The organism is Streptomyces sp. NPDC058284, assembly GCF_042881135.1.
Lineage (GTDB): Bacteria > Actinomycetota > Actinomycetes > Streptomycetales > Streptomycetaceae > Streptomyces.
The window spans coordinates 1-24640 of record NZ_JBHVYE010000023.1 but is presented as its reverse complement, the minus strand read 5'-3'; the positions used below and the strand labels follow the sequence as shown (position 1 = coordinate 24640).

The 24640-nt window shown below is 72.5% G+C and carries 17 protein-coding genes and 1 tRNA gene; 14 read left to right on the top strand and 4 right to left on the bottom strand.

Translation table 11 applies throughout. From position 1 onward, the window contains the following. Positions 1–97: 97 nt before the first annotated feature. The 7 genes from ACFVYR_RS27570 to ACFVYR_RS27540 all read left to right on the top strand — a co-directional run bounded on the left by ACFVYR_RS27570 (position 98) and on the right by ACFVYR_RS27540 (position 8462). Positions 98–1252, top strand: coding sequence for a uroporphyrinogen-III synthase (locus ACFVYR_RS27570; protein ID WP_384254941.1), 1155 nt, complete (start codon positions 98–100; stop codon positions 1250–1252). 131 nt (positions 1253–1383) lie between these two features. Beyond that, positions 1384–1977 carry a CGNR zinc finger domain-containing protein gene (locus tag ACFVYR_RS27565; RefSeq protein WP_384254938.1) on the top strand — a complete coding sequence of 198 codons (594 nt, stop codon included), beginning with the start codon at positions 1384–1386 and terminating at the stop codon, positions 1975–1977. A 185-nt stretch (positions 1978–2162) separates the two neighbouring features. Beyond that, on the top strand, positions 2163–2738 hold the full coding sequence (locus ACFVYR_RS27560; protein WP_384254935.1) for a sigma-70 family RNA polymerase sigma factor: 576 nt from the start codon (positions 2163–2165) through the stop codon (positions 2736–2738). Beyond that, positions 2735–3553 (top strand): anti-sigma factor family protein, encoded by an 819-nt coding sequence (locus ACFVYR_RS27555; protein WP_384254932.1) that lies wholly within the window; start codon positions 2735–2737, stop codon positions 3551–3553. Before ACFVYR_RS27560 ends, ACFVYR_RS27555 begins: the two co-directional genes overlap by 4 nt. 88 nt (positions 3554–3641) lie before the next feature. After that, entirely contained in the window at positions 3642–6059 is a 2418-nt protein-coding gene (locus tag ACFVYR_RS27550) for a HelD family protein (protein WP_384254929.1), read from the top strand. Positions 6060–6453: 394 nt separating this feature from the next. Beyond that, a complete protein-coding gene (locus ACFVYR_RS27545) occupies positions 6454–7884 on the top strand; it encodes an NAD-dependent malic enzyme (RefSeq protein ID WP_384254926.1) in 1431 nt (476 codons plus the stop codon). Between the two features lie 296 nt (positions 7885–8180). Continuing rightward, positions 8181–8462, top strand: coding sequence for an HU family DNA-binding protein (locus ACFVYR_RS27540; RefSeq protein WP_016645140.1), 282 nt, complete (start codon positions 8181–8183; stop codon positions 8460–8462). Between the two features lie 111 nt (positions 8463–8573). Here ACFVYR_RS27540 and murA read toward each other — a convergent pair whose 3' ends face one another. Beyond that, positions 8574–9923, bottom strand: a complete 1350-nt coding sequence (gene murA, locus ACFVYR_RS27535) for a UDP-N-acetylglucosamine 1-carboxyvinyltransferase (RefSeq protein ID WP_384254922.1) — start codon at positions 9921–9923, stop codon at positions 8574–8576. Between the two features lie 252 nt (positions 9924–10175). Here murA and ACFVYR_RS27530 point away from each other — a divergent pair, with 252 nt between their 5' ends. Beyond that, a complete protein-coding gene (locus ACFVYR_RS27530; protein WP_384254919.1) occupies positions 10176–10778 on the top strand; it encodes a YqgE/AlgH family protein in 603 nt (200 codons plus the stop codon). Here the strand turns inward: ACFVYR_RS27530 and ACFVYR_RS27525 are convergent. Continuing rightward, positions 10751–11686 (bottom strand): LysR family transcriptional regulator, encoded by a 936-nt coding sequence (locus tag ACFVYR_RS27525; protein WP_384254916.1) that lies wholly within the window; start codon positions 11684–11686, stop codon positions 10751–10753. The two genes, ACFVYR_RS27530 and ACFVYR_RS27525, sit on opposite strands and share 28 nt — an antisense overlap. Before the next feature lie 184 nt (positions 11687–11870). Between ACFVYR_RS27525 and ACFVYR_RS27520 the strand changes: the two genes are divergently transcribed. The 6 genes from ACFVYR_RS27520 to ACFVYR_RS27495 all read left to right on the top strand — a co-directional run bounded on the left by ACFVYR_RS27520 (position 11871) and on the right by ACFVYR_RS27495 (position 20762). Then, positions 11871–13046 (top strand): MFS transporter, encoded by a 1176-nt coding sequence (locus ACFVYR_RS27520; RefSeq protein WP_384254913.1) that lies wholly within the window; start codon positions 11871–11873, stop codon positions 13044–13046. Between the two features lie 56 nt (positions 13047–13102). After that, positions 13103–13408 carry a DUF3039 domain-containing protein gene (locus ACFVYR_RS27515; RefSeq protein ID WP_384254910.1) on the top strand — a complete coding sequence of 102 codons (306 nt, stop codon included), beginning with the start codon at positions 13103–13105 and terminating at the stop codon, positions 13406–13408. A 185-nt stretch (positions 13409–13593) separates the two neighbouring features. Next, a complete protein-coding gene (locus ACFVYR_RS27510; protein ID WP_384254907.1) occupies positions 13594–15249 on the top strand; it encodes a beta-N-acetylhexosaminidase in 1656 nt (551 codons plus the stop codon). A 295-nt stretch (positions 15250–15544) separates the two neighbouring features. After that, the gene (locus ACFVYR_RS27505; protein WP_384254904.1) at positions 15545–16450 is read left to right on the top strand and encodes an FAD binding domain-containing protein; all 906 of its coding nucleotides are present in this window, start codon (positions 15545–15547) and stop codon (positions 16448–16450) included. After that, complete coding sequence (locus ACFVYR_RS27500) at positions 16447–18462, top strand: 2Fe-2S iron-sulfur cluster-binding protein (RefSeq protein ID WP_384254902.1); 2016 nt, start codon at positions 16447–16449, stop codon at positions 18460–18462. The genes ACFVYR_RS27505 and ACFVYR_RS27500 overlap by 4 nt, the downstream gene beginning before the upstream one ends. After that, on the top strand, positions 18459–20762 hold the full coding sequence (locus ACFVYR_RS27495; RefSeq protein WP_384254899.1) for a xanthine dehydrogenase family protein molybdopterin-binding subunit: 2304 nt from the start codon (positions 18459–18461) through the stop codon (positions 20760–20762). The genes ACFVYR_RS27500 and ACFVYR_RS27495 overlap by 4 nt, the downstream gene beginning before the upstream one ends. A 75-nt stretch (positions 20763–20837) precedes the next feature. Here ACFVYR_RS27495 and ACFVYR_RS27490 read toward each other — a convergent pair whose 3' ends face one another. Next, on the bottom strand, positions 20838–24215 hold the full coding sequence (locus ACFVYR_RS27490; protein WP_384254896.1) for a S8 family serine peptidase: 3378 nt from the start codon (positions 24213–24215) through the stop codon (positions 20838–20840). 112 nt (positions 24216–24327) lie between these two features. Beyond that, positions 24328–24399 (bottom strand) — tRNA-Cys (locus ACFVYR_RS27485). Positions 24400–24640 lie beyond the last annotated feature (241 nt).

Below are 24640 nucleotides of genomic sequence, written 5' to 3'. Positions count from 1 at the left end.
GGCCCGTCACGCGCCGTTGACAGGCTCGGTCGTCCGCCGCCCACGAGCAGCCGCCGGCGGGACGAGAGCCACGAGCGCGACGAGACGAGACAGGCCTATGCACGACACCCCATCGAACGACCCGGCCGCCCACGGCCCCCTCGCCGGATTCACCGTCGGCGTGACCGCCGCCCGGCGCGCCGACGAGCTGGGCACGCTGCTCAAGCGGCGCGGCGCCACCGTGCTGCACGCCCCCGCGCTGCGCATCGTGCAACTCGCCGATGACAGTGAACTCCTGGACGCCACCAAGGAGTTGATCGACCACGCGCCGGACATCGTGGTCGCCACCACCGCCATCGGGTTCCGCGGCTGGGTCGAGGCCGCCGACGGCTGGGGGTACGGCGAGGCCCTGCTCCGCTGCCTGCGCGGGGTCGAACTCCTCGCCCGCGGGCCCAAGGTGAAGGGCGCCGTGCGCGCCGCGGGGCTCACCGAGGAGTGGTCGCCGTCGTCGGAGTCCATGGCGGAGGTGCTCGACCGGCTGCTCGGCGAGGGCGTCGCCGGGCGGCGCATCGCGCTGCAACTGCACGGGGAGCCGCTGCCCGGCTTCGTCGAGGCGCTGCGGGCCGGCGGCGCGGAGGTCGTCCTGGTGCCCGTCTACCGGTGGCTGCCGCCGGAGGACCTCACCCCCGTGGACCGCCTCCTCGACGCGACGGTCGGACGCGGCGTCGACGCGCTCACGTTCACCAGCGCCCCCGCCGCCGCGTCGCTGCTCGCCCGCGCCGAGGAGCGGGGCATGACGGACGAGCTGCTCGCCGCCCTGCGCCACGACGTCCTCGTCGCCTGCGTGGGGCCCGTCACCGCGCTGCCGCTGCAGTCCCTCGGCGTGGACACCGTGCAGCCCGAACGCTTCCGGCTCGGCCCGCTCGTACAGGTGCTGTGCCGCGAACTTCCCGCCCGGGCGCGCGCCCTGCCCATCGCGGGCCACCGCGTCGAGATCCGCGGCCACGCCGTCCTGGTCGACGACGAGCTGCGCGCCGTGCCGCCCGCGGGCATGGCCCTGCTGGGCGCGCTCGTCCGGCGCCCCGGCTGGGTGGTGGCCCGCGCCGAGCTGCTGCGCGCGCTGCCGGGCGCGGGGAGCGACGAGCACGCGGTGGAGTCCGCGATGGCCCGCCTGCGCACGGCGCTCGGGACGCCGAAACTGATCCAGACGGTCGTCAAGCGGGGCTACCGCCTCGCCGTCGACCCGGCCACGGGGTCGAAGTACGCGGAGTGAAGGGCGTCGCACAAGGCCAAGGGCCCTAATCCCGAAGCGTACGCCGGGTTCCGGACCCGCCCGGGGAGGGGCACTGTAGGGGTACGCAACGGCATTCACTCACCGGTAACCCCCAAGGCGGTGACAGGCGCATGGCGTTGGGCACGGCCCCGGCCCCGTACGAGCTGCGCTTCGACTCCGGGCGGAGCTGCCTGGACCTCGTGGCGACGGACCATCCCGTGGAACGGCTCTACTCCGTCGAGAGACTGCGCGCCTGGCTCGCCGGCGCGGGCCTCGTCCCGGTGGGCGCGCCGCTGCCCGAAGCGGGGCCGCAGTGGCTCGCCGCTTTCCTCGAACTGCGCGGCCACGTCGCCCAGTTGGTGTACGGCGAGATCGAGCACAGGCCCGCCGTCACCGTCGCCGCGCTCGACCGCGTCAACGCGCTGGCCGCCGCGGCGCCCCCCGCGCCGTGCGCCGTACGCGCCGCCGACGGCACGCTGGTGCGCGTGCTGCGCGGCGACCCCGGCTGCGCGGCACTGGTGGCCGCCGTCGCCCGGGACACCGTCGACCTGCTCACCGACCCGGCCGCCCGCGCCCTGCTCCGCCGGTGCGAGGGCGACAACTGCCCCCTCGTCTACCTCGACACCTCCCGCGGCCGCCGTCGCCGCTGGTGCTCCAGTGAGGTGTGCGGCAACCGCGAACGGGTGGCGAGACACCGCCGCAGGGCCGCGCTCGCCCGCCCGTGAGCCGACGGGCGCCCGGCAACGTACGCAGTGATGTACGCAGTGATGTACGCGGCACCGTACGCAGTGACGTCCGCACGCGCCGGACCCAGTGACGTCCGCACGCGTTGAACACCCGCCACTCCCCGTACGTACCTCCGACGTGAGACCCGCCCGACCCCGCCAAAGCGCGGACACCGGAGGTACGCGTGCGCAAGGATTCCGCCGTGGCCGATGAGCGCCCGCAGCCGCACCGACATCGTCTCGGCCGGCCCCCGGGCCCGGACGAGGAGTTGATGCGCGCCCTCTACCAGGAGCACGCGGGGCCCCTTCTCGCCTACGTGCTCCGGCTGGTGGCGGGTGACCGGCAGCGCGCCGAGGACGTCGTGCAGGAAACGCTCATCCGTGCCTGGAAGAACGCCGGTCAGCTCAACAGGGCGACCGGTTCGGTACGCCCCTGGCTGGTGACGGTCGCACGGCGCATCGTCATTGACGGCCACCGCAGCCGGCAGGCCCGGCCGCAGGAGGTCGACCCGTCGCCACTGGAGGTCATTCCCGCGGAGGACGAGATCGACAGGGCGCTGTGGCTGATGACTCTCTCGGACGCGTTGGAGGACCTGACTCCCGCGCACAGAGAGGTACTTGTCGAAACCTATTTCAAAGGGCGTACGGTCAATGAGGCGGCGCAGACGCTGGGTATACCGAGCGGGACGGTCCGTTCGAGGGTGTTCTACGCGCTCCGCTCGATGAAGCTGGCGCTCGAGGAGCGGGGGGTGACGACATGAGCGAGTTCCACGGCCACCACGACGCGGGCCACCACGACGCTGGCCACCACGACGCAGGCCACCACGACGCGCTCCACGAGACCGTCGGCGCCTACGCCCTCGGGATCCTGGACGACGCGGAGGCCACCCGGTTCGAGGGGCACCTCGCCGGGTGCGGGATCTGCCGACGGCAGCTGGAGGAGTTCTCCGGCATGGAGCCGATGCTGGCGGCGCTCGCGGCCGGCTCGCCCGGCGTACCGGCGTCGGCCGAGCCGCTCGGCACCCGGCCGGGCCCCCGCCTCGCCGAACGCCTCGCCGACGAGGTGGCCGCCAAGCGGGAGCGCGGGCGCAGGCGCGGCCTGTACCTGGTCGCGGCGGCCGTCGCGCTGATCGTCGGCGGCCCGCTCGCCGTCCTCGCGCTGACCGGTGACGGCGGCTCGCCGGACGCGTTGGCCGACCCGCACCCCACCAGCCCCGCCGAGGACGCCTTCTTCCACCACATGGACGAGAAATGGCGGGCCACCGACCCGACGACCAAGGTCAGCGCCACGGTCGGCACGGAGAAGAAGCCGTGGGGCACGCACGCCGTCCTTGAGCTGAAGAACGTCAAGGGCCCCCTCAAGTGCTCGCTGATCGCGGTCGGCAAGAACGGCGAGAAGGAGACGGTCACCAGCTGGTCGGTGCCCGAGTGGGGGTACGGCGTCAAGGACAGCCCGGACAAATGGGCGCGCGGCCCGCTGTACGTCCACGGGGGCGCCGCCATGGACCGCAACGACATCGACCACTTCGAAGTGACCACGTTCGACGGCAAACGTCTGGTGGAGGTCGAGGCGTAGCGCACGACAAGTGCACAGGGCGGGCCCCTTTCGCTTAAGGTGGACGGCTGCTCAATACGGGCAGCAGCACGGTGTGAAAGGGGCCTCGGTGGCCGACGTACGCGAGCGCGAGATCAGCGTCGAACAGGAACATCTCGACCAGGTCTACCGGCGCCTCGAGGAGAAGATCCACGAGGCGGAGTTCCTGATGAACGACGCTGCCCAGCGCTCCCAGGTCGGTACGCCTGGCGCGCTCGCCGAGCGGGACGCCCAGGTCTTCCGGGCCGGCGTCCATCTGAACAGGCTCAACAACGAGTTCGAGGACTTCCTCTTCGGCCGCATCGACCTGCTCCTCGGCAAGGACGGCAAGAAGGGGCCCGACGGCGCCTACACGGCCGTCGAACCGGCGGAGGGCGCGGTCCGCGAGGACGACACCGGCAAGTACGCGGAGATCGCCGAGACGCTGCACATCGGCCGCATCGGGGTCCTCGACGCGGACTACTCCCCGCTGGTCATCGACTGGCGCGCGCCCGCCGCCGCGCCCTTCTACCGCTCGACCCCGGTCGACCCGGGCCGCGTCGTGCGCCGCCGCGTCATCCGCTCCAAGGGCCGCAAGGTCCTCGGCGTCGAGGACGACCTGATGCGCCCGGAGCTCACCGCCCGCCTCGACGGCGAGGAGCTCCCGGTGATCGGCGACGGCGCCCTGATGGCCGCGCTCGGCCAGGCCCGCAGCCACTCGATGCGGGACATCGTGGCGTCGATCCAGGCGGAGCAGGACATGGTGATCCGCGCGCCCGCCGCGTCGGTGACGTACGTGGAGGGCGGCCCCGGCACCGGCAAGACGGCGGTGGCCCTGCACCGCGCCGCGTACCTGCTCTACCAGGACCGCCGCCGGTACGCGGGCGGCATCCTCATCGTCTCCCCGACCCCGCTCCTCGTCGCCTACACGGAGGGCGTCCTGCCCTCCCTCGGCGAGGAGGGCCAGGTCGCGATCCGCGCTGTCGGCTCGCTGGTCGACGGGGTCGAGGCGACCGTCTACGACTCCCCGGCGGTGGCCCGCGTCAAGGGCTCGTCCCGGATGCTCACGGTGCTGCGCAGGGCGGCACGGGGCGCCCTGGAGACGTCATCGGGGGCCGCCCGCAGGGAGCGGGAGCGCGAGCCGCAGGGGCAGCTGGCCTTCGGCGATGAGAGCGACGAGAGCGACGAGCGCGGCGAGGGTGACGGAGGCGACAGGCACGGCTCCGGTGCCGGCCACGGGAACGCCGCCGCGCCCCAGGGCGCCCCCACCCGCCTCCGCGTCGTCGTCTTCGGGCGGCGCCTGGAACTGGACGCGGGCCAGCTGAACCGCATCCGCCGCAACGCGCTCGGCGGCACCGCCCCCGTCAACCTGCTGCGTCCGCGCGCCCGCAAGCTCCTCCTTGACGCCCTGTGGTCCCAGTCGGGCGCGGCGGGCCGCCACACGGACCCCGAACTCGCCGCCGAACTGCGCTCCTCCTTCGACGACGACGTCTCGTCCGAGGACGACTTCATCCACTTCCTGGACGCCTGGTGGCCCGAGCTCACCCCGCGCGGGGTGCTCGCCGCGATGGGCGACGAGCGGCGCCTGGGCCGCTGGGCCCGCCGCGTCCTGAACCCCGGCGAGGTCCGCAAGGTCGCCCGCTCCCTCAGGCGCGACGCCCTGTCCGTGCACGACGTGGCGCTCCTCGACGAGCTCCAGGCGATCCTCGGCACGCCCCACCGGCCCAGGAAGAAGCGCGAACTCGACCCGCTCGACCTGCTCACCGGCCTCGAAGAGCTGATGCCGCAGCGCGAGGAGACCCAGCGCGAGCGCGCCGAACGCCTCGCGGCCGAGCGCACCGAGTACGCCCACGTCATCGTCGACGAGGCCCAGGACCTCACCCCCATGCAGTGGCGCATGGTCGGCCGCCGCGGCCGGCACGCCACCTGGACGGTCGTCGGCGACCCCGCCCAGTCGTCCTGGTCCGACCCGGACGAGGCGGCCGCGGCCCGCGACGAGGCCCTCGGCACCCGCCCGCGCCGCCGCTTCACCCTCACCGTCAACTACCGCAACCCGGCGGAGATCGCGGAACTCGCCGCCAAGGTGCTCGCGCTCGCGATGCCGGGCGCCGAGTCCCCGTCGGCGGTCCGTTCGACCGGCGTCGAGCCCCGCTTCTGCGTCGTACGTGACGGGGATCTCGCCGCGTCCGTACGGGAGGAGGCGGCCCGGCTCCTGGAGCGGGTGGACGGCACGGTCGGTGTCGTCGTGGCGATGAACCGGCGCGAGCAGGCGGCCCGCTGGCTCGCGGGGCTCGGCGAGCGCGTCGTGGCCCTCGGCAGCCTGGAGGCCAAGGGCCTGGAGTACGACGCGACGCTCGTCGTATCGCCCGCGGAGATCGCCGACGAGTCCCCCGCGGGCCTGCGCGTCCTGTACGTGGCGCTGACCCGCGCGACACAGCAGCTCACGGTCCTTTCGGGGGAGCGCGACGAGCCGGACGCGGACGGTGTGCCGGATCTGCTGAGAGATTGACCGGAGCGGCTTCCCGGGAGGGGAATTGCCTTACGGGGTTCGTTTGTTACCTTGGATGTGGCACCGGCCCGATCCAAGCCCCCGGGCCCAACCATCGTCGCTACGAGCGACCACTTGCCGCGAGGCGAGCATGGCGGGTCGGTGTCATGAACTTGAGGAAGAGGTCCACGTCACCAGTGACGTGGACCTCTTCCGCGTTTCCGGAGGCCCGTCGTTTCCGGAGGCCCCTTCCACAGAAGCCCCTACTTCTCGTATGGTGGAAACAGGTTTCCGAAATGAAGCGCTACAGCCGATGAACAAAACGTTCTCAATCCGGGGCGGCTACCACGTACTCGGCGGTAGGTGCGACCATCGGACGGCAAGAGCTACAAGGTGAAAGCAGAGGAAGTCGGCCATGGCAACGGCGCCCAGCGTCTCCTACTCGATGACGGTCCGGCTGGAGGTGCCCGCGAGTGGCACGGCGGTCTCCCAGCTGACCACGGCCGTCGAGTCGTCCGGGGGCTCGGTCACCGGCCTCGATGTCACGGCCTCCGGCCACGAGATGCTGCGGATCGACGTGACGATCGCGGCATCCTCCACCACGCACGCCGACGAGATCGTCGAGCAGCTGCGCACCATCGAGGGCGTCACCCTCGGCAAGGTCTCCGACCGTACGTTCCTGATGCACCTCGGCGGCAAGATCGAGATGCAGTCCAAGCACCCCATCAGGAACCGTGACGACCTCTCCATGATCTACACCCCGGGTGTCGCCCGGGTCTGCATGGCGATCGCCGAGAACCCCGAGGACGCGCGCCGCCTGACCATCAAGCGCAACTCCGTTGCGGTCGTAACGGACGGTTCGGCCGTGCTCGGCCTCGGCAACATCGGCCCGAAGGCCGCGCTGCCGGTCATGGAGGGCAAGGCGGCCCTCTTCAAGCGCTTCGCGGGCATCGACGCCTGGCCGCTCTGCCTGGATACCCAGGACACCGACGCCATCGTCGAGATCGTCAAGGCCATCGCCCCCGGCTTCGCGGGCATCAACCTGGAGGACATCTCCGCGCCCCGCTGCTTCGAGATCGAGGCCCGCCTGCGCGAGGCCCTGGACATCCCGGTCTTCCACGACGACCAGCACGGCACGGCCATCGTCGTCCTCGCCGCCCTCACCAACGCCCTGCGCGTGGTCGGCAAGAACATCGGCGACGTGCGCGTGGTCATGTCCGGCGCCGGCGCGGCCGGTACGGCCATCCTCAAGCTGCTCCTGGCCGCCGGTGTGAAGAACGCCGTGGTGGCCGACATCCACGGCGTCGTGCACGCCGACCGCGAGGACCTGGTCTCCCACGAGGCGGACTCGCCGCTGCGCTGGATCGCCGACAACACCAACCCCGAGGGCCTCACCGGCACGCTCAAGGAGGCCGTCGTCGGCGCCGACGTCTTCATCGGCGTGTCGGCGCCGAACGTACTGGGCGGCGAGGACGTCGCCGCCATGGCCGACGACGCCATCGTGTTCGCGCTCGCGAACCCGGACCCCGAGGTCGACCCGGCGATCGCCCGCCAGACGGCGGCGGTCGTGGCCACCGGACGCTCGGACTTCCCGAACCAGATCAACAACGTCCTGGTCTTCCCCGGCGTCTTCCGCGGCCTCCTGGACGCCCAGTCGCGTACGGTCAACACGGAGATGATGCTGGCCGCCGCCGGCGCCCTCGCCGACGTCGTCGCCGAGGACGAGCTGAACCGCAACTACATCATCCCCAGCGTCTTCAACGACAAGGTCGCGGGCGCCGTGGCCGGTGCCGTGCGCACCGCCGCGAAGGCCGTGGGGGCCGTTGTGACGGGTGCCACGGCCTAGCGGCACGGCGCGTCGCGGAACCCGGGCCCGAAAGGCCCCTCTAGGGTGGCTTGGCAGCAGGCCCCCGACCCCTTCTTTCCAGGGGTGGCGGACGCTTTTCGTGTGACCCCCGGGGGCACCGGATTGGCTTTCCCGCCGCAGGTGGGGGCAGGATGCGTAATCGGGCGCGAGGGTCTGACGTCAGACCCGGGTCCGGGGACTGTCCGAGGACCCTGGCAGCATCGTCTTCGCTGTGCCCATCATGCGGCCCTGCCGCGTGGCACGCCTCAACGGCAAAAGAACACGGGAGTACAAACATGAACCGCAGTGAGCTGGTGGCCGCGCTGGCCGACCGCGCAGAGGTGACCCGCAAGGACGCCGACGCCGTGCTGGCCGCGTTCGCCGAGACCGTCGGCGAGATCGTTGCCAAGGGCGACGAGAAGGTCACCATCCCCGGCTTCCTGACCTTCGAGCGCACCCACCGTGCCGCTCGCACCGCCCGCAACCCGCAGACCGGTGAGCCGATCAACATCCCGGCCGGTTACAGCGTCAAGGTTTCGGCTGGTTCCAAGCTGAAGGAAGCGGCGAAGGGCAAGTAGCCCCGAGCAGCGAGAAGGGGCGGTCACCCGGTGGGTGACCGCCCCTTTTGCGTGCCGTCTACAACATGGCCTCGGACGCCGGCCGGAACGGAATCATCCGGCCGGGCCGGATCAGCTCAGCGCGGCCTTGCCCGGGAGCTCGACCTTCGCGCCCAGCTCCTGGAGCTTCTCCATGAAGTTCTCGTAGCCGCGGTTGATCAGGTCGATGCCGTGGACGCGGGACGTGCCCTGCGCCGCGAGGGCCGCGATCAGGTACGAGAAGCCGCCGCGCAGGTCGGGGATGACCAGATCGGCGCCCTGCAGCTTCGTGGGGCCGCTGACGACCGCCGAGTGCAGGAAGTTGCGCTGGCCGAAGCGGCAGTCGGAGCCGCCGAGGCACTCGCGGTAGAGCTGGATGTGCGCGCCCATCTGGTTGAGCGCGGAGGTGAAGCCGAGCCGCGACTCGTAGACCGTCTCGTGGACGATGGAGAGGCCCGCGGCCTGCGTCAGGGCCACGACGAGCGGCTGCTGCCAGTCGGTCTGGAAGCCGGGGTGCACGTCCGTCTCCAGGGCGATCGCGTTGAGCGAGCCGCCCGGGTGCCAGAAGCGGATGCCCTCGTCGTCGATCTCGAAGGCACCGCCCACCTTCCGGTAGGTGTTCAGGAACGTCATCATCGAGCGCTGCTGGGCGCCGCGGACGTAGATGTTGCCTTCGGTCGCCAGGGCCGCGGAAGCCCACGAGGCGGCCTCCAGGCGGTCCGAGAGGGCGTGGTGGTTGTAGCCGCCGAGGCTGTCGACACCGGTGACCCTTATGGTCCGGTCGGTGTCCATCGCGATGATCGCGCCCATCTTCTGCAGGACGCAGATGAGGTCCTCGATCTCGGGTTCGACGGCGGCGTTCGAGAGCTCGGTGACGCCTTCCGCGAGGACGGCGGTGAGCAGGACCTGCTCGGTGGCGCCGACGGAGGGGTACGGCAGCTTGATCTTCGTGCCGCGCAGCCGCTGCGGGGCCTCCAGGTACTGGCCGCCCTCGCGCTTCTCGATGGTCGCGCCGAACTGGCGGAGCACCTCGAAGTGGAAGTCGATCGGCCGGCCGCCGATGTCACAGCCGCCGAGGCCCGGGATGAAGGCGTGGCCGAGACGGTGCAGCAGGGGGCCGCAGAACAGGATCGGGATGCGCGACGAGCCCGCGTGGGCGTCGATGTCGGCGACGTTCGCGCTCTCCACGTGCGACGGGTCCAGGATGAGCTCGCCCGGCTCCTCACCGGGGCGGACCGTGACGCCGTGCAGCTGCAGCAGGCCGCGTACGACGCGGACGTCCCGGATGTCCGGGACATTGCGCAGCCGGCTCGGAGCGCTGCCGAGCAGCGCGGCCACCATGGCCTTGGGCACGAGGTTCTTCGCGCCGCGGACACGGATCTCGCCCTCCAGCGGGGTTCCGCCATGGACAAGCAGTACGTCTTCGGTGCCGGTGACGGTCATGAATCTCGCGTTCCGATTGGATGGACGGGGGGACCAAAGGGCAAGCGTAATGGCCGCGTACCCCCCTTCCGTAAGGCCAAGGCACCCAGAACAGGTCATGAGTTCGTGACAACACGAACCGTGCGGAACCGGACACTCCAGGTCACCGTCCCCGCCAGGCGCTCCACCTGCCCCTTTCGCCCCTGAGCTGCGTTCACTCCGGTATGCGCATTGGCTCCCCGCGCGGGGCGAAGATGCGGGATCATGTGGTCCATGACCGAGGTGTCCTCGCTCACAGGGCGGCTGCTCGTGGCCACGCCGGCCCTGGCGGACCCCAACTTCGACCGTGCGGTGGTGCTGCTCCTCGACCACGACGAGGAGGGCTCGCTCGGCGTGGTCCTGAACCGTCCGACGCCGGTGGAGGTGGCCGACATCCTGGAGGGCTGGGGAGAGCTCGCGGGCGCGCCCGGCGTCGTCTTCCAGGGCGGCCCCGTCTCGCTGGACTCGGCGCTCGGCATCGCGGTGATCCCCGGCGACGAGGGAGCGCCCCGGGCGGGCGCCCGCTCGCGCGCGGGCCGTGAGGACCCCGTCGGCTTCCGGCGCGTGCACGGCGCGATCGGCCTCGTCGACCTGGAGGCCCCGCCGGAGCTCCTCGCCTCCGCCCTCGGCTCGCTGCGGATCTTCGCCGGCTACTCGGGCTGGGGCCCGGGCCAGCTGGAGAACGAACTGGAGGACGGCGCCTGGTACGTCGTCGAGTCCGAGCCCGGCGACGTGTCGTCCCCGGACCCGGAGCGGCTGTGGCGGGCGGTGCTCAGACGGCAGCGCAGTGAGCTGGCGATGGTCGCCACCTATCCGGACGACCCGTCGCTGAACTGACCGGCCTGCCGGAGGTACCGCTCGGCCAGCGGGTGGGCGTCGCGTGCCGGGACCGCCAGGTGCACGGTGACGGGCGGCGCGTTCTTCAGGCGTACGCGGCGCAGGCCCGGGTGGGAGTGTCTGCGGGCCACCGGCTCGGGCGCCACACCCACGCCGTGGCCCGCCGCGACCGCCTCCACCCACTCGTCGAAGTTGTCGGCGGTGCAGGCGAGCCGGGGCCGGCGGGACGCGGGCCACAGGTCGGGGCGGGTCGTGCCGGTGACGGTGTTCACGACGAGCGGCACGTCCGCCAGCTCGGACCAGTCCACGACGCGGCGGCCCGCGAACTCGGCGGCGCCGCGGGCGACGACGGCCACCCGGGGCTCGTGGTGCAGCACGCGTGAGCGCACCGTGCTGCCCGGCGGTATCTCGCCGCGTACGACCGCCACGTCGCAGGCCCCCGAGGCCAGGCCCGCGAGCGGGGCGTCCCGGCGCACCAGGCGGACGCCCGCGCCGGTCGACGCCTTGAAGGCGGCGCTGAGCGCGACGCACGCCTCGGGCAGCACGGAGGTGAAGCCGAGCCGGAGCAGGGGCGGCTCGGCGCACGTCGCGCGCAGGGTGGCGTCGAGGCGGGTCAGGAGCGGGGCGAGGTCGTCCCGCAGCCGGTGGCCCGCGTCGGTGAGGACGACGCGGCGCGTGGTGCGCTCCAGGAGCCGGGCGCCGACGGCCTCCTCCAGGGCGCGCACGGTCCGGGTGAGCGCGGGCTGCCCCACGCGGAGCCGGTCGGCGGCGTGCGTGAAGCTCAACTCGTCGGCGACGGCGAGGAAGCCTCGGAGGTGGCGTAGCTCGACGGTGCGGAGGAGGGGGGTGGCGACGGGACCTTCCTGAGCGGTGCCGTCGGCCCTGTCCGTGCCATCCATGCCATCCATGCCATCCATGCCATCTGTGCCATCTGTGCCATCTGTGCCATCTGCGCCATTCACGCCATCCATGCTGCCCAAGCATAAATGGGCGCTCCGGGCATTTCCCCGGCGATGCGGAGGCCTCCTACGTTTCCCTCTCCCGGCGTGCCTGCCGGTGCTGAAACGTGACCGTACGAGGGAGTTGAGTGGCGTGCGCAAAGTGTGGCTGCTGATGTTGGGGGCCTTCACGTTGGGGCTCGATGCCTATGTGATGGCCGGGCTGCTGCCGGTCGTCGCCGGGGACCTGGGCACGACGGTGTCGCTCGCGGGGCAGATGGTCACCGTCTTCACCCTCGCGTACGCGGTGAGCGCCCCGCTCGTCGCGGGGATGGCGTCAGGCGTACGCCCCCGGGCGCTGATCATCGGCGCGCTCGCCGTCTTCACACTCGGCAACGCGCTGACCGCGCTCGCGCCGGGCCTCGCGGTGCTGCTCCTCGCCCGCGGCGTCGCGGGTGCCGGTGCCGGGGTCTACTCCGCGCTGTCCACGGCCGCCGCCGCCTCGCTGGTGCCGGGGGAGCGTCGCGGGCGGGCCCTCGCGCTCGTCATGGGCGGGATGAGTTCGGGCACGGTGCTCGGGGTGCCGCTGGGGGTGCTGCTCGCCGAGCACGCCGGGTGGCGCGCCACGATGTGGGGCGTGACCGGTCTCGGGGCGCTCGCGCTTGCGGGGCTCGCCGTGTGGCTGCCCGCCGTGCCCGCCGATCCGCCGGTGCCCGCGCGGGCCAGGCTCGCGGCGCTCACCGACCGCGGTGTCGTGCCGGTCGTCGGCGTCTCCTTCCTCGGGGCGGTCGCGAGCCTCGGCCTGTACACGTACCTCGCTCCCGTCCTCGATGCCACGGGCGGCGTGGGGGAGGGGGATGTCGCGCCGTACCTGTGGGCCTGGGGTGTCGGCGGGGTCATCGGCAGTGTTCTCGCGGGGCCGCTCGTGGACCGTACGGGGCGGGCGGTGGTGCTGGTCGGCGGCCTCATGGCGGCGCTGGTCCTCGCCATCGGCGCGCTTCCGTTGCTCGGTGCGGGGGCCTTTCCCGCGCTCGTCCTGTGGGGTGCGGTGGGCTGGGCGCTCCAAGTCCCCCAGCAGCACCGCCTCCTGTCGCTCCGCGCCGAACGCGGCACGGTGGCTCTCGCGCTCAACAACTCCGCGCTCTATCTGGGCAGTGCGGTGGGGTCGGCCGGGGCGGGGCTCGCGCTGTCCGCGGGGCTGGGGGCGGGGGATCTGCCCTGGGTGGCGGCGGGAGTGGCCGGTGCGGGGCTGGTCCTGCACGTGTTCGCCACCGGCTCCTTTCGTGTGCGGGTCGCCGGGGACGGGGTGCGCAGTTCCCCGCGCCCCTGAGGGAGCCGTGGTGCGGGCCCAGCGTCAACCCCCCACCGTGAGTACCCTTGGCCGTTATGAGCACTCTTGAGCCCGAGCCCGAGCGCGGGGCAGGTACGGGGACCCTCGTAGAGCCGACGCCGCAGGTGTCGCACGGTGACGGCGACCACGAGCGCTATGCGCATTACGTCCAGAAGGACAAGATCATGGCGAGCGCGCTCGACGGCACCCCCGTCGTCGCGCTCTGCGGCAAGGTGTGGGTCCCCGGCCGCGACCCGAAGAAGTACCCCGTCTGTCCCATGTGCAAGGAGATCTACGAGTCCATGAACTCCGACGGCGACAAGGACAAGGGCGGAAAGGACGGCAAGGGCGGCAAGAAGTAGCCGGCCCTCCCTTGCCTCTGTCTGTGTCTCTGTCTCTGTCTGTGTCTCTGTCTCTGCCTCGCATGAGCATGAGCAAGTCCTGATCGTCCGTTTCGGCCCCTTGTGGGGTCCCTTCGCCCGAGGGGCGTTGCGCGCGGCGCAACGCCCCTTTTGCGTTGCGCAATCGCGTGACAGCCTTGGGCGCCATGACCTTTGGGCAACTCATCCCGGCGCCCGCACGCGCCGAGGCCACGCAGAGCTCTTCCTTCGTCATCGACGCCTCCACCACGCTCCACGGCGGCCCCGGCACCGAAACCACCGAGCGGTGGCTGCGCACCACCCTCGGCGCCGCGCTCGGCCTGCCGTTCCCCGCAGCGGCCCAGGGCGCCGAGGACGCGGCCAATTCCCTCTCCCTGCGCGTCGACGACTCGCTGGCGCCTGAGGCGTACCGGCTCACCATCGACAGCGACCGCGTCGAGATCCGCGGCGGCGCGAGCGCCGGTGTCTTCTGGGGTGCCCAGACGCTGCGCCAGCTCCTCGGCCCCGACGCGTTCCGCCGCGCGCGGCTGCGGCCGGACGCCGAGTACTCCGTCCCCGCGGGCGTCGTCGAGGACGCCCCCCGCTTCGGCTGGCGCGGCATGATGCTCGACGTGTCACGGCACTTCATGCCGAAGGACGGGGTCCTGCGCTACCTCGACCTGCTCGCCGCCCACAAGCTCAACGTCTTCCACTTCCACCTCACCGACGACCAGGGCTGGCGCGTGGAGATCAAGCGCCACCCGAAGCTGACGGAGGCCGGTTCGTGGCGGGCCCGCTCCAAGTGGGGGCACCGCGCCTCGCCGCTCTGGGAGGAGCGGCCGCACGGTGGCTACTACACGCAGGACGACATCCGCGAGATCGTCGCGTACGCCGACTCCCTGCACATCGCCGTCGTCCCGGAGATCGACCTGCCGGGCCACTCGCAGGCCGCCATCAGCGCCTACCCGCACCTCGGCAACACCGACGTCGTCGACACCGAGGCGCTCACCGTCTGGGACACCTGGGGCGTCAGCAAGAACGTCCTCGCCCCGACCGAGGACGTACTCCGCTTCTACGAAGGCGTCTTCGAGGAGATCCTCGACCTCTTCCCCTCCACCTTCATCCACGTGGGCGGCGACGAGTGCCCCAAGGACCAGTGGAAGGAGTCGGCGCAGGCGCAGGCTCGCATCAAGGAACTGGGCGTCGAGGACGAGGACGGCCTGCAGAGCTGGATCATCCGGCACTTCGACCGCTGGCTCGCCGCCCGCGGCCGGCGGCTCATCGGCTGGGACGAGATCCTTGAGGGCGGCCTCGCCGAGGGCGCGACCGTGGCCTCCTGGCGCGGCTACCGGGGCGGTGTCGCCGCGGCCAAGGCGGGCCACGACGTCGTCATGTGCCCCGAGCAGCAGGTGTACTTCGACCACCGCCAGCACGGCGGCCCCGACGAGCCGATGCCCATCGGGTTCATCCGCACCCTGGAGGACGTCTACCGCTTCGAGCCCGTCCCCGCCGAGCTCACCGAGGAGGAGGCGGCCCGCGTCCTCGGCACCCAGGCCAACGTCTGGACCGAGGTGATGGAGAACCAGGGACGCGTCGACTACCAGGTGTTCCCGCGGCTCGCCGCCTTCTGCGAGGTGGCGTGGCGCAGGCTGCCCGCCTCAGCCGAGCGGGACTTCGCGGACTTCGAGCGGCGAATGGCCACCCACTACGCGCGACTTGACGCCCTCGGCGTCGACTACCGCCCGCCGACGGGACCGTTGCCGCACCAGCAGCGCCCGGCCCCCGAAGGGCTGACGAACAGGGATCTCGGACGCCCGATCGAGGGAGCGCCCCCGAACGTGTGAGGCGGCCCCGGGTGCGTACTCCCGGCGGCCCGCGCGAGAGCGTGGGCCGCCGGAAGCGTCAACGCAGAGCAGGGCCCAAGAAACCGGCACATTCCCCGTACCGGGGACGAATGCCTCCTACTGGACCCCCGCGTCGGGCCCCCGGGAAGATGTGCCAGAGTTGCCACGTCCGGGTTGTGAGCACGTACCGTACGGCGGAACAGGCGTAACGGTGACACGTCGCGAAACGGCGAGCACTTCACATACGCGTTGTACGTGGAGTAGGCGGCCGGGCATCGGGAAGGGGCAGCCGGTTTTGAGCACGCACGCACCGCAGGCGGCACGGACACCGCAATCGGTGAAGCTGCCCGCCACGCTGGACGAGGCCGTGGCGGCGCTCACCGCCATGCCCGCCGCCGTGCCCGTCGCCGGCGGCACGGACCTGATGGCCTCGGTCAACTCGGGGCAGCTGCGCCCCGCCGCCCTCGTCGGCCTCGGCCGCATCAGCGAGATCCGCGGCTGGCAGTACCAGGACGGCCACGCCCTGCTCGGCGCCGGGCTCACCCACGCCCGCATGGGCCGCCCCGACTTCGCCGCGCTGATCCCCGCGCTGGCCGCCGCCGCGCGCGCCGCGGGCCCGCCCCAGATCCGTAACGCGGGCACCCTCGGCGGCAACATCGCCTCGGCCGCGCCCACCGGCGACGCGCTGCCCGTGCTCGCCGCCCTCGAAGCCGTCCTGATCATCGCGGGACCCGGCGGAGCCCGCCGCGAGATCCCCGTCTCCCACCTGCTCACCGGCATGGAGATGCTCCGCCCCGGCGAGCTCATCGGCTTCGTGCGCGTCCCGCTGCTGCACGCCCCCCAGGTCTTCCTCAAGGCGACGGGACGCACCGGGCCCGGCCGCGCCACGGCCTCCGTCGCGCTGGTCCTCGACCCCGCGCGGCGCGGCGTGCGCTGCGCGGTCGGCGCCATCGCGCCGATGCCGCTGCGGCCCCTGGAGGCCGAGGAGTGGGTCGCCTCCCTGATCGACTGGGACGGCGAGCGCGGCAGCCTCGTCCCGGAGGCGGTCACCGCCTTCGGCGAGTACGTCGCCGCCGCCTGCATCCCGGAGCAGCCCCCGGCGGCCGACGGCACCGAACAGCCGTTGTCCCCCGCCGTACTGCACCTGCGGCGCACCGTCGCCGCGCTGGCCCGACGAGCACTGGGGAGGGCGCTGTCGTGAGCGACGACCAGAACACCCACAACGGCGGCGGCTGGCAGCCGCATCCGCAGGGCGAGTACGACTCCGACGCCACGGCGTTCGTCCAGCTCCCCGAAGGCATGCTGGACGCCCCGCTCGCCGCGCCGGGCCACGGCTACGTCCCGCCGCAGATAACGGTCACCCCCACCACCAGCGACGCCACCGATCCGGCGGCCACCGGCGCGTGGGTCATGCCGCCCGAGGTGACGGGCGTGCCCGGCGGCGGACGCGGGGTGCGGTGGCCCGACGCGGACACGGTGCAGGGCCACGCGGAGAGCCACGGGTACGACCCGCGGGCGACCGGCCAGTGGAACTTCGGCGAGGCGGAAGCGCCGCGGTCGCCGGTGTACGGGCACATGCAGGGCCACGGCCAGGCCCAGGCCCACGGTCAGGGCCAGGGGTACGAGCAGGGCCAGGGGTACGAGCAGGAGTACGGCCAAGAGCAGGAATACGGCCAGGACTACGGGCAGGACTACGCGCACCAGCAGTACGGGCAGGAGCCCGCCGGGCCGCCCGCGCCCGCCTCCGACGTCACCGGGCAGTGGTCGATCCCGGTCGCCGACGGCGATCTGCCGGACGAGTCGGGCGAGTTCACCGCCTCGTCGCTGTCCACGTGGGGCGGCACGCCTCCCGCGACGCTGCCCGGTGGCGCGCCCGCGCCGTGGGCGACGGGTGCGGGTGCGGGTGCCGGTGTGCCGTGGGGCGTGCAGGCGCAGGAGGCTCTGCGGCAGGTCCCGCCGGAGGTGCCGCAGGGCGTCCAGGAGACGCTCCGGGCGCCGGAACCCGCTCCCGCCCCGGCCTCGACCCCGGTCCCGGCCGCGGAGGAACCGGAGAACCGGTTCGAGAAGACGCAGTTGCTGCGGGCGATCCGCGTACCGTCCGAGCCGCCCGTGCCGCCCGTTCCCTCCGAGGACGAGTTCGCCGCCGAGCCGCTTGTGGAGCAGGTGCACGAGCCGGTTCACGAGCCGGTTCACGAGCCGGTTCACGAGCCCGCCGAGGTCGTGGCGGAGACCGAGCCCGAGCCCGAGCCCGCCGCTGAGCCGGACGAAGCGCACGTATCGACGGAAGAAGCGGTCGCGCCGGACGAAACGGGCGCCGTGGCGGACGAAGCGGACGTCGTGGCGGAAGCGGCGGACGAGCCCGCCGAGCAGCCCGCCGAGCCCGCCGAGGTTGTGGCACCCCTCGAGGCCGCCGAGACCCCGGACGTCACCGAGACCCCGGACGTCACCGAGACCTCGGACGTCACCGAGACCCCGGACGTCACCGAGACCTCGGACGTCACCGAGACCTCGGACGTCACCGAAGTCACCGACGCCGACGAGTCGCCCGCACCCGAGATCGCCCCCAACCCCCTCCACGACGACCACCCCCTCGTCTCCTACGTCCTGCGCGTGAACGGCACCGACCGTCCCGTCACCGACGCCTGGATCGGCGAGTCGCTGCTCTACGTCCTGCGTGAGCGGCTCGGTCTCGCGGGGGCCAAGGACGGCTGCTCGCAGGGCGAGTGCGGGGCCTGCAACGTCCAGGTGGACGGCCGTCTCGTCGCCTCCTGCCTGGTCCCTGCCGCCACCACCGCGGGCAGCGAGGTCCGCACCGTCGAGGGTCTCGCCGCCGACGGCCGGCCCTCCGACGTACAGCGGGCGCTCGCCAAGTGCGGCGCGGTGCAGTGCGGCTTCTGCGTACCGGGCATGGCCATGACCGTGCACGACCTCCTTGAGGGCAACCCCGCCCCGAGCGACCTGGAGGCCCGCCGCGCGCTGTGCGGCAACCTCTGCCGCTGCTCCGGCTACCGCGGTGTGCTCGACGCCGTGCGCGAGGTGGTCGCCGAGCGCGAGGCGACAGCGGCCGCCGCCGAACCAGCCGAACCCGCCGAGCCCGCCGCCTACGAGGAGCACGGCGGGACGGCCCGCATCCCGCACCAGGCGGGCCCGTACGACGCACACGGACCCGAAGGACCGCAGGGCCCCTACGGCCAGGACGGAGGCCACGCGTGAGCACCGAAGCCACCACCGCGACCGCGCCCGACGCCGCCGAGGAGGGCGCCGAGCAGCCGCCGCACGGCGTCGGCTCGTCCCTGCCGTCCGCGGAGTCCCGGGTGAAGACCGAGGGCACCTTCCCCTACGCGTCCGACCTGTGGGCCGAGGGCCTGCTCTGGGCCGCGGTCCTGCGCTCCCCGCACGCGCACGCGCGCATCGTCTCCATCGACACCGGCCACGCCCTTCAGATGCCGGGCGTGCACGCCGTCGTCACCCACGAGGACGTGCCCGGCGACGCGTTGCACGGCCGCCGGACGCCGGACCGGCCGGTCTTCGCCTCCGACGTCGTACGCCACCACGGCGAGCCCATCGCCGCCGTCGCCGCCGACCACCCCGACACCGCGCGGATGGCCGCCGCCGCCGTCATCGTCGAGTACGAGGTCCTCGAACCGGTCACCGACCCGGAGAAGGCGTTCGAGGCCGAACCGCTCCACCCCGACGGCAACCTGATCCGCCACATCCCGCTCCGCCACGGCGACCCGGAGGTGGCGGGCGAGATCGTCGTCGAGGGCCTGTACCGCATCGGCCGCCAGGACCCGGCGCCGATCGGCGCCGAGGCGGGCCTCGCCGTGCCGCGTCCCGACGGGGGAGTGGAGCTGTACGTCGCCTCCACCGACCCGCACGCCGACCGCGACCGCGCCGCCGCCTGCTACGGCATCGCACCGGAGCACGTGAAGGTCGTCGTGACGGGCGTCCCGGGCGCGACCGCCGACCGCGAGGACGCCGGTTTCCAACTCCCGCTCGGCCTCCTCGCGTTGCGCACCGGCTGCCCGGTCAAGCTGACCGCGACCCGCGAGGAGTCCTTCCTCGGCCACGCCCACCGCCACCCCACCCTCCTGCGCTACCGCCACCACGCGGACGCCGAGGGCCGCCTGGTCAAGGTCGAGGCGCAGATCCTGCTCGACGCGGGCGCGTACGCGGACACGTCGTCGGAGGCGCTCGCCGCCGCCGTCTCCTTCGCCTGCGGCCCGTACGTCGTGCCGAACGCCTTCATCGAGGGCTGGGCGGTCCGTACGAACAACCCGCCCTCCGGGCACGTCCGCGGCGAGGGCGCCCTCCAGGTGTGCGCCGCGTACGAGGCCCAGATGGACAAGATCGCCAAGAAGCTGGGCGTCGACCCGGCCGAGCTGCGGCTGCGCAACGCCATGGCGACCGGCGACATCCTGCCCACCGGGCAGACGGTGACCTGCCCGGCCCCGGTGGCCGAACTCCTCGCCGCCGTACGGGACTTCCCGCTGCCCGAGCTGCCCAAGGACACCCCCGAGGACGAGTGGCTGCTGCCCGGCGGCCCCGAGGGCGCGGGCGATCCGGCCGCCGTGCGCCGGGGCGTCGGCTACGGCCTCGGCATGGTCCAGCTCCTCGGCGCCGAGGGCACGGACGAGGTCTCCACGGCCACGGTGAAGGTGCACGACGGCGCGGCGACGGTGATCTGCGCGGCCGTCGAGACCGGCCAGGGCTTCACCACACTGGCCCGCCAGATCGTCCAGGAGACGCTCGGCATCAAAGACGTGAGCGTCGCGCCCGTCGACACCGACCAGCCGCCGGCGGGCCCGAGCTGCCGCGGCCGCCACACCTGGGTGTCGGGCGGCGCGGTGGAACGGGCCGCGAAGATGGTCCGCACCCAGCTCCTCCAGCCCCTCGCGCACAAGTTCGGCATGTCGACCGAGCTGCTCCAGATCACCGACGGCAAGATCACCTCGTACGACGGCGTGCTGTCCACGACCGTCACCGAGGCCCTGGAGGGCAAGGAGCTGTGGGCCACGGCCCAGTGCCGCCCCCACCCGACCGAGCCGCTCGACGAGGCCGGGCAGGGCGACGCCTTCGTGGGCATGGCGTTCTGCGCGATCCGCGCGGTCGTCGACGTCGACATCGAGATCGGTTCCGTACGGGTCGTGGAGCTGGCCGTCGCCCAGGACGTGGGCCGCGTCCTCAACCCCGCCCAGCTGCGGGCCCGCATCGAGGCGGGCGTCACCCAGGGCGTGGGCGCCGCGCTCACGGAGAACCTCCGCACGCCCCGCGGCCTGGTCCGCCACCCGGACCTCACCGGCTACGCGCTCCCCACCGCCCTGGACACGCCCGACATCCGCATCGTGAAGCTGGTCGAGGAGCGCGATGTCGTGGCCCCCTTCGGCGCGAAGGCGGCCAGCGCGGCCCCGGTCGTGACGTCCCCGGCGGCCATCGCCTCCGCGGTCCGCGCGGCGACGGGCCGCCCGGTCAACCGCCTCCCGATCCGCCCGCAGGCGGCCGTAGCGACGTGACGGCCCGCCGGAACCGCGGGGTTCCGACGGGCCGCCGGGTGTGCCGGGGCGGGCCCCGGGCTCAATGGCGCGGGGCTACTTGCCGTGGTACGCGTCGTGGACCGACAGCGTCGACTTGTTGCCGTCCTTGTCCGTGACGGTGGCGCGGAAGGCGATTCCCTCGCCCTTCGCCGGGTTCCGCACGGAGATCCTGCCGTCCCGGACCGGCGTCTTCTGCCAGGTCCGGCCGTCGTCGTACGAGACGTACACGGCAAGGGACTTGAGGTTGCCCGGACCCGCCGCCGAGCCCTGTACCTTCACCGGCACGGACTGGGTGGCGCCCGCCGGGGCCCGGCTCGACAGGTCGAGCTTCGGCGCGAACCGCACCGTGGACGCCGGGAGCCGGACCTTCTCCGTCCCCGTGTTCTTGGACCGGAACGTCCAGCTCGCGTCGATGCGTGAGGAGGCCGCGGCCGTCCTCGGATCGCGCGTCACGGAGGTCGTCAGCCGGTACTCCGCCTCGTCGGCCGGGACTCTGAAGGTCTCGGAGCCGGACACCGGATCGTCGTTCTCGGCGATTTTCGTGCCGTCCCGGTACAGGGTGGACTTCGCCGAGGCGTACGCGCTCCAGCCCGGGTGGCCCTTGCCGTCGGCGGCGACGGGGAGCCGGCCGCCGATCCTGTCGCCCTCGCGGAAGAGGCCGAGGTCCTTGCCGAGGGCGGGGCCGAAGACGCCGGTGTTGAACGTCCTGGCGTATGTACCGCCCGCCTTGTAGGTCTCCGGGGGCATCGAGTAGCTGCCCTCCAGGACCGGGTCGCCGTCCGCGTCCTTGTCGCCGTACTGCGAGAAGTCGATGCCCCACCGCGTCCCGTCGAGCGCGGAGACGTGCACGGTCTTGGTGCGCGGCAGCGGCTGCGGGGTCAGGATCGGTGAGATGCCGCCGGCCTGCGGCTGGTATCCGGCGACGAACAGGGAGCCCGAGCGGCCGGGCGAGGAGGCGCCCGTGCCGACCTTGAGCGTGGCGAAGTCGGCGGGCTTCAGGTGCCGGGTGTAGCCGGTCGCGAGCTTCTTGACGGGGCCGCCGATGACCATGTCGTAGCGGGTGTCGGCGCCCTTCAGCCAGGTGCCGAGCCACTGCTGGCCGAGGCCATCGGGCGCCTGGGGGCCGAGGTGGGCGGTGCGCATGTGCTGGAAGGCGGTGACGCGCAGGGCGCCGAGTTCGTACCCCGCGTAGCTGTAGCGGCCGTCCATGGAGACCAGCTCGGCGGACGGGTCGGGCCCGGTGATGTCGACCGGCTTCGTCTTGCGGGCGTCGACGGTCACCGTCGTGTCCTTGTCGACGACCAGCGCGGGACCGGCGAGCCAGTCGACGCCCTTGTCGCCGTTCTCGGGGTCGACGTAGATCGCCGCGTCGAGCAGGTAACTGCCCTTGGCCAGGCGCGCCTTGAACGTCGCCGACGAGGAGTCCGGGAACAGGTTGAGGCCCTTGTCGGCGCCGGTGATGGCCGACAGCGACGACGCGTGGTTCGACGCGGGCCTTCCGTCGCGGCCGATGAACTTCAGCGTCACGTCGTACCGCTCGATCTCCCGCTCGACCACGGCGGCGGTGCGTACGGACTGGCCGCCGCCGTTCGCCATGACGTACGCGGAGTACGTGCCGTCGACGGTGCCGCCGAGCTTCGAGTCCGCGGTCAGCTCCACCGAGGCGGTACCGCCCGCCGGGACGGTCACCTTCTCGGCGCCGAGCGAGAAGAAGCCTGCCGGGGCCGGGTCGCCCTCGGGCCCGGCAGCCGCCATGCTGAGGTCGAGGGAGACGTCATCCGTACCGAGATTGCGGTACGTCACCTTCTTGGTGAGCGGCTCGTCGTCGGTGTGCGGCCACGCCTGGATGCCGAAGTTGACGGAGACGGGTTCGGCGATCACGGTCTGCCCGATGGCCCGGTCCACCGCGATACGGCCCGAACCCTGCTGGAACGGCCGGTAGCCGCCGTCCTTCGTGGAGGCGGTGAGCGCGCCCTTGAGCTCGGCGTACGTCCACTTCGGGTGCTGCTGCTTGAGCAGTGCCGCGGCGCCCGCCACGTGCGGGGACGCCATCGACGTACCGGAGATCGACAGATAGCCCTCCGGGTTCTGGCCGACCTGCTTCTCGATGGCGGAGCCGGGGGCGGCCGCGGCGGTGATGTCCACGCCGGGCGCGGTCACGTCGGGCTTGATCCCACCGTCACCGGCGCGCGGACCCCGGCTGGAGAACGGGGCCAGCTTGTCGTTGTCGTCGACCGCGCCGACGGTCAGGGCGGCGTCCGCGGTGCCCGGCGAGCCCACGGACCCGGGCCTGCCGTCGTTGCCCGCCGAGACGGCGAAGAGGATGCCGTTCTCCTCGGAGAGCTTGTTCACCGCCGCTTCGAGCGGGTCGACATCGGGGCTGTCGCCGCCGCCGAGGCTGAGGTTGACGACGTCGGCGCCCTCGGCCGCCGCCCACTCCATGCCCGCGACGATCCCGGAGTCGTCACCGAACCCGTCGTCGTCGAGGACCTTGCCGCTGATGAGCTCGGCGCCGGGTGCGACGCCCTTGAACTTGCCGCCCGACTTGGCCCCCGTGCCCGCGGCGGTCGACGCGACGTGCGTGCCGTGGCCGACGCGGTCCTTCAGGTCGGGGGAGGCGGAGAAGTTCTTCTCGGCGACGACCTGGCCGTGGAGGTCGGGGTGGGTGGTGTCGACGCCCGAGTCGAGGACGGCGATCCTGACGCCCTTGCCGTCGTACCCGGCGTCCCACGCCTTGTCGGCACCGATCTGCCTGACGCTCTTGTCGAGGGTGGCCTCGCGGGTCCCGTCGAGCCAGACGTGCTCGATGCCCTTGCCGCCGACGCCGTCGGTCAGGGTCTTCCACAGGTCGGCCGCGTCCTGCTTCGGGGTGGTGACGGCGTCGGCGTTCAGTGACTTCAGGGTCCGGCGGACGGTGGTGTCGCCGGTGGCGCGCAGGCCGGCCCTGGCGTGGGCGGCGCTGCCCTTGTAGCCGACGATCAGCTTGAGGCCCTTCGCCTTCGCCTGAGCCGCACGGTTGCGCTTCTCGCTCAACTCCGTTACGTCGAAGAACCGTTGATCGATCCGTCCCTCGGATATCAGGCGCTGGGCGTCCGCGGGGAGTACGAGGGTGTGGCCGCCCGGCGAGCGGAGCGTACGGACGGGAACGCGTTCGCGGCCCTTCGCCGGGGCGAAACCGGTGACGCGGCCTTGGGGGTCGACGGTGACGTGGTCGCCGGTGAGGAGGGTGAGTCGGTGTGTAGTGGTGCGTGGCGCGAAGGCGTCGGAGCGGGTGCTGTTGCTGTCGCGGGTGCTGTTGCTGTTGGTCCCGGGCCGTAACGGCCCGTCCCCGTCCTGCCGGGCCGCTGCGGGGCCCGTCATACCCGCCGTGAGAGCCATGGCGGCGGCCGCGGCTACGGTCGCCGCGCATGCTCTCTTCACGTGGTCGCGCAAGTTTCCTCCCTGGAACCGTGTGGACTCGTGGCACGTGAGTCCTGTTCCGGGAGTATGTCGGCCCAACTGGGCGTGTTTCGATGCCTGTTACAGGAACCAAACGGAAAGAGAGAGGCCGTGGCGGGAATCGAACCCGCGTAACTGGATTTGCAGTCCAGCCCCTCAACCACTCGGGCACACGGCCAAGTCTTCGACGTGCTGTCGACCTGACCTCTTGAACGTAGCGGTGGTTCGGGTGGGGGCTCAAGGGAGTGGAGGGTGGCGCAATGGGACTGCCATGTGGCGTTCATGAACGGGAGACGTTCGGTGGGCCGGTGTCTTTGGGGGTGGGCGGGGGCGTCCGGGGTTTTGCGGAGTGTGGCGGTTACCGGCCCGCACTACTAGGGGGGCGCCGGCGGGCCGAGGGGGTGTCACGATACAATGGG